Annotated in this window: 5 protein-coding genes; 3 read left to right on the top strand and 2 right to left on the bottom strand. The window is 49.6% G+C overall.

Annotated elements, in window-relative coordinates:
- Window positions 1-43 precede the first annotated feature (43 nt).
- The 3 genes from DDT56_RS03210 (at window position 44) to DDT56_RS03195 (ending at window position 3,534) form a co-directional block, all read left to right on the top strand.
- A complete protein-coding gene (locus tag DDT56_RS03210) occupies window positions 44-1,633 on the top strand; it encodes an N-6 DNA methylase (RefSeq protein WP_136165060.1) in 1,590 nt (529 codons plus the stop codon).
- Window positions 1,630-2,997, top strand: coding sequence for a restriction endonuclease subunit S (locus DDT56_RS03205; RefSeq protein WP_136165059.1), 1,368 nt, complete (start codon window positions 1,630-1,632; stop codon window positions 2,995-2,997). The genes DDT56_RS03210 and DDT56_RS03205 overlap by 4 nt, the downstream gene beginning before the upstream one ends.
- Before the next feature lie 240 nt (window positions 2,998-3,237).
- Window positions 3,238-3,534, top strand: a complete 297-nt coding sequence (locus DDT56_RS03195) for a SymE family type I addiction module toxin (RefSeq protein ID WP_136165057.1) — start codon at window positions 3,238-3,240, stop codon at window positions 3,532-3,534.
- Between the two features lie 201 nt (window positions 3,535-3,735).
- Here DDT56_RS03195 and DDT56_RS03190 read toward each other — a convergent pair whose 3' ends face one another.
- Window positions 3,736-5,823, bottom strand: a complete 2,088-nt coding sequence (locus tag DDT56_RS03190) for a DUF262 and DUF1524 domain-containing protein (protein ID WP_136165056.1) — start codon at window positions 5,821-5,823, stop codon at window positions 3,736-3,738.
- Window positions 5,824-5,940: 117 nt separating this feature from the next.
- Complete coding sequence (locus DDT56_RS03185; protein ID WP_136165055.1) at window positions 5,941-12,255, bottom strand: DEAD/DEAH box helicase; 6,315 nt, start codon at window positions 12,253-12,255, stop codon at window positions 5,941-5,943.
- Window position 12,256: the final 1 nt, after the last annotated feature.

Genomic DNA, 12,256 nt, shown 5'->3' with positions numbered 1-12,256 from the left:
TCTGCGGCCCGTTCAGGGCCGCAGCTTTTACACGGAACCTGTGATGAACAATAACGATTTGGTCGCCAAGCTATGGAAACTCTGTGACAATCTGCGTGACGGCGGCGTTTCTTATCAGAACTACGTCAACGAACTGGCTTCACTGCTGTTTCTGAAAATGTGTAAAGAGACCGGCCAGGAAGCCGAGTACTTGCCCGCTGGCTACCGCTGGGACGACTTAAAAGCGCGTATAGGCCAGGAACAATTGCAGTTCTACCGTAAACTGCTGGTGGAATTAGGCCAGGACGAGCGAAATCTGGTGCAGGCGATCTTCCACAACGTCAGCACCACCATTGAGCAACCAAAGCAGCTGACCGAGCTGGTCAGTTATATGGATGCGCTGGACTGGTATAACGGCAGCAAGGGGAAATCCCGCGACGACTTCGGCGATATGTACGAGGGGCTGTTGCAGAAAAACGCCAACGAAACCAAATCCGGTGCCGGTCAGTACTTCACACCGCGTCCGCTGATCAAGACCATTATTCATCTGTTAAAACCGCAGCCGCGCGAAGTGGTACAGGATCCGGCGGCCGGTACCGCAGGCTTTTTAATCGAGGCGGATCGCTACGTTAAATCGCAGACCAACGATCTAGAGGATCTCAATACCGACATCCAGGATTTCCAGATCCGCCGTGCCTTTGTCGGTCTCGAACTGGTGCCCGGCACTCGTCGCCTGGCGCTGATGAACTGCCTGTTGCACGATATTGAAGGCAATCTCGATCACGGTGGTGCGATTCGCCTCGGCAACACGCTGGGCAGCGACGGTGAAAACCTGCCGCCCGCGCATATTGTGGCGACTAACCCACCGTTTGGCAGCGCGGCGGGCACCAATATCACCCGGACCTTTATTCACCCGACCAGCAACAAACAGCTGTGCTTTATGCAGCACATTATCGAAACCCTGCATCCGGGCGGTCGCGCGGCGGTGGTGGTGCCGGATAACGTGTTGTTCGAAGGCGGAAAAGGCACCGATATCCGCCGCGATCTGATGGACAAATGCCGTCTACACACCATTCTGCGTCTGCCGACCGGTATCTTTTACGCGCAGGGCGTGAAAACCAACGTGCTGTTCTTTACCAAGGGCACGGCGGCAAACCCGAACCAGGACAAGAACTGCACCGACGACGTGTGGGTGTACGATCTGCGCACCAATATGCCAAGTTTCGGCAAGCGCACGCCGTTTGGAGATCAGCATCTGCAACCGTTCGAGAAGGTTTTTGGTGACGATCCGCACGGCCTCAGCCCGCGCACCGAAGGCGAGTGGAGTTTTAACGCCGAAGAGAGCGAAATCGCCGACAGCGAAGAGAACAAAAACACCGACCAGCATCTGGCCACCAGCCGCTGGCGCAAGTTCAGCCGCGAATGGATCCGTACTGCCAAGTCGGACTCGCTGGATATCTCCTGGCTGAAAGATAAAGACAGTATCGATGCCGACAGCCTGCCGGAGCCGGATGTGTTAGCGGCAGAGGCGATGACCGAACTGGTGCAGGCGCTGGGCGAGCTGGATGCCCTGATGCGCGAGCTGGGCGCAGGCGATGAAGCCGATGCGCAGCGTCAGTTGCTGGAAGAAGCGTTTGGTGAGGTGAAGGCATGAGTGCGGGGAAATTACCGGAGGGATGGGCTTGTACAGAGATCGGAGATATTGCAAATGTAGTATCAGGCGGAACACCAAAGTCAGGGGTAGTAGAAAACTTTGCGCCTTCTGGTGAGGGTATTGCGTGGCTGACACCAGCAGACCTGAGCGGATATAAAAATAAATCTATTTCTCGTGGTGCTCGCGATTTATCAGAGGCTGGTTATGACTCCTGCTCCGCAAAAATAATGCCTATGGGCTCAATACTTTTCAGTAGCAGAGCCCCTATTGGCTATGTAGCTGTAGCTTCGAACGAAATTGCTACGAATCAGGGTTTCAAGAGTTTTGTATTCACTGCTGATGTATCTCCTGATTATGCCTACTATTACATGCGTAGCATTAAGCACCTAGCAGAAGAAATGGGCACAGGCACAACGTTTAAAGAAATATCAGGTAGCTCAGCAAAAACCTTACCATTCTTTATCGCACCACTTGCAGAACAAAAAATCATCGCTGAAAAACTCGATACGCTGTTAGCGCAGGTTGACAGCACCAAAGCACGCCTTGAGCAAATCCCGAAAATCCTGAAACGTTTTCGTCAGGCGATGTTAGCAGCAGCGGTTAGTGGTAAACTCATCCATAAAAATATTGAAGAGAAAATATTAACTAAACTCGGGAATATCTCTGAGGATATTCGTTATGGAACATCTAAAAAATGCTCTGAAAGTGATGGCCGCACCGCTGTTTTACGCATACCTAACATCGGTTCTGGATATATAATAAATAACAATCTTAAATATGCTGACTTCAACCCCAAAGAACTATCTTCACTCGCTCTAAGAGAAGGAGATTTACTTTTAATCCGTTCTAATGGAAGTGTTGACTTAGTAGGTAAAGTTGCTGTAATTTCAGAGCACGATACAAAATACTTATTTGCAGGATATCTTATCCGTATAAGACTTAATAAAGAAAAAGTTGTACCTAAATATGTATCTTATTGTCTGAAAAGCCCACAATTAAGACAAACAATTGTGAATATTGCCCGTTCAACATCCGGTGTAAATAACATAAACAGTAAAGAACTGGCCTCATTAGAATTACCGCTTCCCCAACTCCCCGAACAACAGGAGATCGTGCGTCGCGTGGAGCAGCTATGCGCTTACGCCGATACCATTGAAAAGCAGGTAAATACCGCACTTTCCTGCGTGAATCATCTGACCCAGTCGATCCTGGCGAAGGCGTTTCGCGGTGATCTGACCGCCCAGTGGCGTGAAGAAAATCCGGATCTGATCAGCGGGGAAAATAGCGCTGCTGCGTTGTTGGAAAAAATCAAAGCCGAGCGCGCTTCCAGCGGCGGTAAAAAATCTTCACGTAAAAAAGCATAAGCTTCATCTTTATTATTTCGCGCACGGATCGCTCCGTGCGTTTTTATTTTTAGGTAAAAAAACGTCTTTTAAATATTTCAGGTGTGTTTTATTTATTATTCCTGAAGGTTCCGATTATTGTCTTTTTTTCTGGAATTTTATTTTTTCGCTGGTTTTACAGGTATTGTTTAGCGCGGTGCGGATGTGTAACAACACACCCGCACCGCTGATCACAATCGCTATTAATGGCGAATAGTAATTATGACTGACATGGATTGTATTGCAGTTTGTGAGAATGAAAAAACCTGCCCGGTAACGTATCGTCATTTAACTATGAGTTATGCGGATCGTCGCAGGGATCATGTTTATACTGCGGCCATTATTATGAAGGGGTTATGGCTAGAAGCGGCGGGTTTTACCATGGGGACAAAGGTGGATGCGCAGGTAAAGAGAGGCTCTATTTTGCTGACCACGCAGCAGCCCCCGAAAGAATTGGAATCGATCATGACATTAGCTCAGGCAATACAGTTGGTTTCGGGGAAGAAAAGAAGATCGTAATTTTCGCAAAATGACGTTCATCACAGCAAGATCTGATGACAGACAACCCCGGAGCCTACCGGGGTTGCATCATACAGCTGATTACGGACTCACGTCTTGCTAAGCCTCGGGGCAAAAGCCACCTGATAATATTTGGCTATAACCAGAGCCCGTACCAAAAAAAAAGCTTTAGCCATTCAATCACCGCGAAAATCCACCACATTAGTTATCCATTTGCCGCTCGAAAGACTGCGTGACCAGGAACATTATATAGGGGAGATCATCCATATTCTCGAAACCAACTTCCACATCACCATTCCCCCAGCGCCCCAGCCCCGTAAGATCCCGACATACCCCTCGGGGATCATTAATTTCAGCAAACGGAATATTCAAAATAAGCAGCAGCCTCTTAGCTTGCGGGATCACATCGACAAAATTGATCTCTGCTTTATAAGCGACATACAACTTCAGGAAAACTTCAGTTACACATGGGTCAAGATCCAAAACGGCTGTCCGGAATACGGAAAATAATGAATTAACAGGCTCTTTTGCCAGATGTGGATGGTCGTCAAATCCATAAACGATACTGGCTTTATTCTCCTGTTGATAACGTTTAAAAATATCTTCAGAGAGGCTGGGGTTTGGCCAGACATTACTCGCTTGCTCCGCCATTTTTTTTGCTCTGGCTAATAGAGTTTCTTCATTCCATACGTCCAAAGAAGCAAGCCCGTCATTGACTCGTAAATGACTGTATTTGAAACCACCATCCATATCCCGCTTCTCAGCAAAAGAACGGTTGCTGTATTCAGAGTTATAACCGGTTAAGGTCAGGTTCCCCAATGTATGACGCCAGGTTTCCCACACCCTTTGCCACTCTTCACCTAACGCCGCTTTCCATGCAGTTGGGACTTTTTCAGCCTGATTATCACACTGCGGCATAATGTGCTCGATAGTGTATTCGTCAACTGGAATAGGTTCTTTATGTTTATGATTTTCCAGTTTTCGCAACCAATAGCTACGACTCCTGAAATTATAAAGATCGCGACTCTGCATTTCCCGCTTAAACTCCTCATCTGTCGGGAACCGACGATAGGAAGGAAGTAACATAAATGCCGCTTTCAGGCTTTCCAGATAATGGCGTTTATCGAAATTTTTGCTCAGTCCGGCAAACGTCTTGTTCATTGAGTTCGCTGGAATGGCACAAACTGCACGTCGGAAAACATAACTTTCCATCAGGCGCAATGCTTCAGAAAAATCATCTAAAGGTAAAATTTGTTGCTGATAATCAGCATATAATTCCAACATTAACGGATAAGCGACATCCATTCTAAGCTCACGAATATTACGAAATATTTCCTTAAGCCCTTTATTTTTCTCAATACCCAAGGCAATTGCACAGTAATAGATAGCATATTGATGAATATCAGCAACAATGGATTCAACTATTTCGCTTCCACGTCTAAAATATTGTTTAAACGCTTCATAGATATCATCAATCTTAGGAATAACACCCGTTTTCACGGTCAAATAGTGACGCATAAATGCATCAAACTGCTCTGAATAAGCTTCCTGGCCGAACAAAAGTTCCATTTTACGCCAATGGTCATTATATAAATTTGTTTGGCGTTCATTTTCCAGCCCCATCAAAATATAATTGCGTATTAAATCAGCCTGACTCAATTTCTTACCCGTCGAGTTCATGCTTTCAAAAATAAGCTGAGGGTTATCATTACCCCGCTGCAGAGATATATCGACCACAATTAACTTACTCAGCCCCTTACATACAATTTCAAGCAAAGAGCTATCCTTCAGTTTTTCAGCAAAGAAATCAAAATTTTCTTTAATCCGCAAAGAGTAGCTTTCCGGATAGGGTTTCCCATCAATTATTGCGCGCAATGTTTCATTATCTGCTTGCGATAAAATAAGCTTATACTGTTTCTCGCCTGATAATAACGGATTGGTGAGATAAAAACCACGTAACTGAACTTGGCTAAATCCCTCGATAAACTCTTGATCGCCCACAGCCTCGGAGAGCGCCGCAATTAATAACGATACGGTTGTTACACGTTGCTGACCATCAATAATCAATAGCGGCGACTGGGATGTTACTGAATAAAGACCATTTTCTATATAAACTACGGAACCGATAAAGTGCCCTTGATTATTATTGTCGCGGCCACACCGAATGATATCATCCCACAACTGCTCGCATTCCTTAAGGCTCCAGGAATAAAGCCGCTGATAGATTGGTATGACTAACTGAGGTGCGGTCTGGAGAAAATTGAGTAACCTGGCTTCTTTGGCCTTCATTGTTTAAGTTCCTTTTTTAAAATATTAATTGCTGTGCAATGAATACAATCTACTCTCATACTCATTATTTACGAAGACATCTCGAAAACCCCGCCTTGCGGCGGGGCAACCTACGTTTTACTGCTGCTGAATTTCCACCAGCACATCCGTTGGCCATCGTTCTTCTTTATTACCGACCCAGGCTTGTTCCAGCGAACGAGCCATGTTGTAGAGCTGATCCTCGACATCGTCCATAAAGTTATAGCTGTCCGGGCGGAACTTAATTGACCAGTAGCCCATCCCCTGATCGAAACGGATCTTCAGCGCTTTCCCGTTATCAAACTCCACCAGCAACTTACGGTGATGGGGAATCTCGCGGTTGGAGTAATTCAGGGTGACATCAACCGGCTTGCCCATTAGCGTCGTAAACCACTGCTCAGCAAAGCCCTGGAAATCATCCTCATTCGCCCAGTCATGTGCCGCCTTGAACCCCGGCTTCTCTTTTGCTTTAAATAACGTATTGATGGCAACCTGTGCATGGCCGCTCATCCGCGATTTCAGTTGGTTGAGGATCGAGCCCAGCAATACCAGCGCCGCCGGATTTTGAATATAGCGATCAGTGTAGTAGATACGCGTTATCTGGCTGTTTTTCAGCAGCGTACCGGTCTCTTCATTGGCTTTTTCCAGTTCGGCCCAGAAGCGGCGACCAAATTGTGAAATCGGGCCATTCAGCTCATTTGAGAGGGAAATATCTTTTACCCGATCAACTGTCGATTCGTTCCAGCACGCCAGATCCACCTCTTCAAGATCCACCAATGCAAATGCCTGTGAACGTACCACCAGCTCTTGTGTCTGATGCCAGTCCGAACCAGGAATGGCCGCCTGTGTGCCGCGCGTCGCCAGCGTTATAACGCTCTCCCGCCGCTGCAATTGCGCGATAACAGGCACCGTCAACGCCGCCTTGCTGCAACAAATCCGCATGCCTGTTGCGGCAAACTGAGCCAGCTCGCCCAAAACTTCTGCATCGGTAATACCGGCCGGGATCACCAGTGTCACAGGGAGATTGTCGATCATCTGATAACGCAGAATCGCTCTGCGAAACTCACTGGCATACAGATCCCACTCACTGATCGGCTCGTTGAGCCACACCGTCAATGACGTGGCACCTTCATTAATCACACAACGAATCGCATCTTCAATGCTGCCCGGGCAGTATTGTGCATCCACCAGCGACAGTTTTTCCTCTTCCGGCAAACCAATATAGTGCGTGAAATCCTCACCCAACCAGGCCAGCGCCGCTTTACGATCCAGCACATCGTGATCGTGACGGGTTTGTGAGTCGAGAAGGCACTCACTACAAGCGGTATCGCAATGGCTACAGCCGAGCTGTTTCACCATGCCTCTCAGCAGGGCTTCAATATGCAGTGGCGCGCTGGAGGCAAAACCGGCCCCGCCGCTAATCACGTCATACAGCTGGATGGCCAGTACAGACTGATCGTTATCCAGTTTCACCGGACGAATGGCATACCCCAGTTCAGCGGCGGAAACCCCCAGCACTCCGGCCAGTGCGCGACGCAAAGCAACCGCCAGCGTCATCGCAATGCTGCGACCTTCGTCGGATCCATCCGGAATATACTCGCCGTTCTGCGGACGCCTGAGGATAAGCTCAAACACATCCGTCTGTGACAATGCACCAAGAGTCACTTTGGTCCTCAATGCCGTGGAGCCCGGGCAGATCAGGCGATGGTTCTGACTGTCACGATCGCCCTTGCCCGGACGCGGTGGGTAGTGGGCTTCCATCGATTTTGGCACATCATTTTCATTAATCATCGATTCCGCACGGCCACAAATCATGCACAGCGCGTAACCGTGACCACCTTCGCCCATACTTTGCTGGAATACTCGGCCATCGGGACCCGATGCCATAAACCCGGTCAACGGATTTGGTAACGGCACGCGTTCCGCCTGCACAAACACCCACGCAGGCACAACAGGAATGAACTTCATCGTTTCGATGTTGTTTGTCACCGGGTAGTAGGCATCAGTTACAAAGCCCGCCGGCTGCAACACCTGGCGTTTATTTGCCGAAATAATCCGCTCGCCGCAGGAAGCATTGGTGCAGAACAGATCGCCTTGTCCCGCAATCCCCTCTTCATAACCCAGCGTTCCGCATTTATGGCAACGCCAGGCGACGTCCAGACGTTGGGGCTCGTTGGTATCCGCGTTCAGGTTATGCCAGTGCAGCGAAACACCGGCTGAGCGGAATACGCGGCCATCGAGAATAATTTCTGCACCAGGCGCATACTCGCGGATCGCCACACCCAGGTTGCGCGACGGCAAGCCTTTATAGCGCGAAACGTTATCTTCGCGATCGCTCTTATCGCGGCTTCTGAACGATTTCTCACGGATGTAATCTTCCATGTTGAAGTTATCAAAGGTGACAACATCGGTAGGGAAACCATAACCGGGCAGGAAGGTTCTCGCAGCCAGGTCACGCAGCAGATACTCACCACAGTGCCGTTTTTTCTCCATTTCCAGGCGCTTACGATACGGCGTATCAGGCTGCGACCCGCGTTCCTGCCGCGAGAGATCGTGGTAAATCTCCAGCCAGCGCTGCTGTAAGAAAGAAATGACCTTGAGCGTATTTCGGCGCAGATTGTCGGGGCTGACGCCATGCAGTGCAGTGCCTTTAACTAACTGTTCCAGTGCGATATCGACCGGAGCGGTCGTGCGGTCGAGCCAGACTTTAAATCGATTACAGATAGACTGTTCATGCTCCTCGCCAAAGAACCACTGGCTGTTCAGGTTGGTCCGCTCTTTTTCCGTTTCCCCGATCACGTGGCATAGAAATTCCGAGAGCAGCAACGAATTAACATGCCGCTGCACCAGACGTTCTGAATTCATGGCCACCATCGGTGCTGGGATCGTCGTTTCGAATGGCCAGAGCGTATTAGCAAAAACCTGCTGATCGTGAGGGTTGCCTTTACACAAAGTAAAAGAGATGGCGCGCGACTCCTTGCTACGGCCGGCTCGGCCGGCACGCTGTAAATAGTTTGCCGGATGGGGCGGCACGTTATTCATCACCACGGCAGAGATACCACCAATATCCACGCCCATTTCCATGGTGGTCGAACAGTTGAGAACGTTAATGCCGCCCTCTTTAAACATCGTTTCATACTCTTCCAGGCGCTCAGCAGACTGCTGCGCCGAGTGTTCCGCTGTGCGGTAGTAAAAGCCGCCCTCGATAGCCCGGTCGTTAATATTGGTCCACAGGTTCTGTGAGCGCAGCTTTTGCACCAGATCGTCTGCCGCAATTTGCTGTCTGATCTTGCTAATGCCGTTATCGTAATCATCCTGCGAGCGATCAAAATGCCAGACTTCCGGCAACGTTACCGGCTCAGCGTTATACGATAGCCGTTGTGCATCGCTCAGGTTGTCAAAATCGATATGCGTGGGCAGGTAAGGCGTTAAGCCTTTGAAAGCCGTATCCAGCAATTTATTGGTTACCGGGCAAATATACGCCTTTGTCACTAGCGAAAAGGTCATATGCTCACGCGGTAAGTAAAAGCGGTTCCCGTCCGAACGTAACACGGCAAGATTCCCGGATAGCGCCTTCCAGGCCGCTTTCAACCAGGCATTAACCAAATCGATATCAGCCGTTTTCTTCACATTCAACCCGGCGCCCAGCAGCAAAAGCTTGATCAACCGTTGCGAGACATTGCCATGGCGAATCTGCGGCCAGCGTTTGATCTGATATTCGTCATGCTCATCTGATTCGGGGCTGCGCAAGGAACGCGGTGCGAACCGGCTACCAATCCACTGCCGCCAGTCATCTTCCAACTGAGTATAGCTGCCTTCGCGAACATAAAAATCGAGTGAAATTTTGAGAAAATCCTGCCAGTCCTGTAGTGAAAGCCCCTTTTCCTGCCAGTGGTCAGGGACGATCTGCGCCTTCTCAAGGCCCTGATAACCGATCTTAACCAGCCCTTGGGTTTCAAGGCTGTTGGAGCGTTTAGGACGGCGCATAAACTCGCGAAATAACAGCATCTCCGATAATTTCACCGGGCCATCATGCTCGCGAAAGATTTCCGGTTTATGGTATTTGTTGTAACGAAGGATCGGGCCTTTGATATCAAAGGTTTTCTGTAACTCGCCAACCATGTCTCGCCAGCTTAGCGACACCAGAGGCACATTCACTTTCTCGCCCAGCGCCTGTTTCAGACGCTGTTCGAAACGCTGAGCTTTTTCCTCCGCTTCCACCGCCTCACCAGGCATGCCCATGTCGAGATACTCTTTCGCTTCTTTGTGGGCTTTATCGGCTAGTTCGCGGAATTTCTGTGGATCGATATCCGCGACAATAACATCCCCGGTTGATCGCTGTTTCTGATACCACGACAGGATTTCAACCACGCTACCACGTAGCCTGTTACGTTCGGCTTCTTGCTGCATACGCACGGCCATTCGCGCTGTGCCCTGGCGGCTATCGGTGAAGGTAATTAAACGTCTGCCGCGCCCCGGCAGCGTTTGTTGGCCATCGCCCTTCCCATTTTTCCCGGCAAAATCAGGGCAGTATTCAAGCACCGTGGGAACAATATGTGTGACATAAAACGGGCTACCCAGAATGGCACGCCGGAAAGGCGACATCCCTTTTACCCCCCGGTAACCGCAACTCCGGGCGCTACAGACCTGATCGATATCGTTAATGGCCAGAGAAATGCTGTTATCGTGGACAACACCGATACTGTGCGTTTGACGATCAAGTCGCTGAAGCGTGTAGCCAGCCGCCTCATTATGTTCCGCAGCAATAATGTGCGGAGTTTTAATGACAATCTCTTTTTCGACTTTTTCAGCAACCGGCTCAAAATCCTCCGGCATATCGTCCTGTAGGGAGAACTCGTCACCGCCTTTATTTTCCCACTGGACAAGCTTGCCTTTTTTCTCCCGTGCCAGCAGATGGGGTTCATTGCATTCATTACAAAATGCCAGTTCAAATACCGGGCTGCCGCACGAGCAGTTCTGCCGCTGGTTTACGTAGACATAGCCAAATGGCCAGTTTTTCTCCAGGGCCGAACCCTGTTTTGCCGTGCAGTTTTTGTCGGCACAGGCCCATAGCCCCTGAGTATTGCGCTGAAAAATATGCGCCCTGACCTTGAGAAAAGCAGGATCCTGTTCATTCGGGCGTGTACCGGAACAGAGATCAATCCAGTGCAGAACATCCTGCTGGGTATAGCACTGTCTGGTGAGTTCATTGAGGCGCGCGGTCAACACATCCAGTTTCATTGCCCGCTGCTGACCGACCAGCATTTCACGTATGTAGCGCGCTTCCGGCGAATGGGTTAATGCGCTATAGCGCTCCGGGCTAACCTCTTTTTCGCCAGCATCGGGAATAGCTTCAAGCAAATCCAGAGAAACAGAGCGATTCAGGCTCGCGTCGAGATCGGGCACAATGCGTTTGCCCCCCAGCACATCAATCCGATCCTGCGGTACGCCCGAAAGCTCAGACAAGAATTTTTTCAGTTGCTTCTCTGCATCGCTTCCGGCAATGGTCGCCGATGTCGCGACAAACCGGACGTCCCTGGGCGTAACACCAAAGGCATTCATTACACGCCGCAATTGCAACGCCAGTTCGGCAGCCTGTGAGCCAACGTAGGTGTGTGCTTCGTCCAGCACAATCCAGCGTAATGATTTTTGCGCTTTAGATTGCTGAATAATGGGCGCATCAACCTGGCGAATCATCATGTATTCCAGCATAGTGCCATTGGTAACCAGGATAGGTGCTGGTTCTTCACGCATCTTCTCCCGCGAAAGTACCTCATTCAGCTTTTTCTCTTGTTCGCTTTTAACTGCCGAATGTTTCTCTTTGGTGTTGCCGTTATACAAGCAATAGCGAATTCCCGTCCCGAAACTGCGCGTCCAGGCATCCAGACGCTCGCGCTGGGAATTAATCAACGCATTGAGTGGGTAAAGAAACAGTGCACGGACGCCAACTAGAGGCTTATTGCCGTTAGCGCGTAATTCGCGGTGGATATCCTCCAGTACCGGCACCATAAAACACTCGGTCTTACCGGAGCCGGTACCGCTAGTCACCACAATAGAATGCTTCTGCTCAAGCAACGATTTCCAGCTGGCTAACTGGTGGGTAAAGGGCTTCCAGCCTGCGCCAAAGCGATAGCGACCGTTTTTTTCACTATCCAGTGATGCCACCACTTCTTTACTCAGCAACGTTTTTTCCGTTGCCAGTTGGCGCATCGTGAAAGTAGATTCTTCCCAGCCAAAGGTTTGTTCGAAAACCGGTGATGCGAGAAATGAACCTTCTGCCCCACATTCCGCAGCCATTTGCTGTGCAAGATGCTCACGTAGCTGGGGATTGGTAATGCTCAGAATACTGAGCGTCGCTTCCGTCGAGCGAGAGAGTGATTGTTCAATGAGTGTCGAAAAATAGCGTGTAGTCATT

Origin of the sequence: Brenneria corticis, assembly GCF_003115855.1 — a bacterium.
Lineage (GTDB): Bacteria > Pseudomonadota > Gammaproteobacteria > Enterobacterales > Enterobacteriaceae > Brenneria > Brenneria corticis.
The sequence above is the reverse complement of the archived record's forward strand: the minus strand, read 5'-3'. Positions and strand labels throughout refer to the sequence as shown.

Excerpts from the sequence above, each read along its gene's own strand:
- DDT56_RS03210 (WP_136165060.1), top strand. The coding sequence starts at position 44 with ATGAACAATAACGATTTGGTCGCCAAGCTATGGAAACTCTGTGACAAT.
- DDT56_RS03205 (WP_136165059.1), top strand. The coding sequence starts at position 1,630 with ATGAGTGCGGGGAAATTACCGGAGGGATGGGCTTGTACAGAGATCGGA.
- DDT56_RS03195 (WP_136165057.1), top strand. The coding sequence starts at position 3,238 with ATGACTGACATGGATTGTATTGCAGTTTGTGAGAATGAAAAAACCTGC.
- DDT56_RS03190 (WP_136165056.1), bottom strand. The coding sequence starts at position 5,823 with ATGAAGGCCAAAGAAGCCAGGTTACTCAATTTTCTCCAGACCGCACCT.
- DDT56_RS03185 (WP_136165055.1), bottom strand. The coding sequence starts at position 12,255 with ATGACTACACGCTATTTTTCGACACTCATTGAACAATCACTCTCTCGC.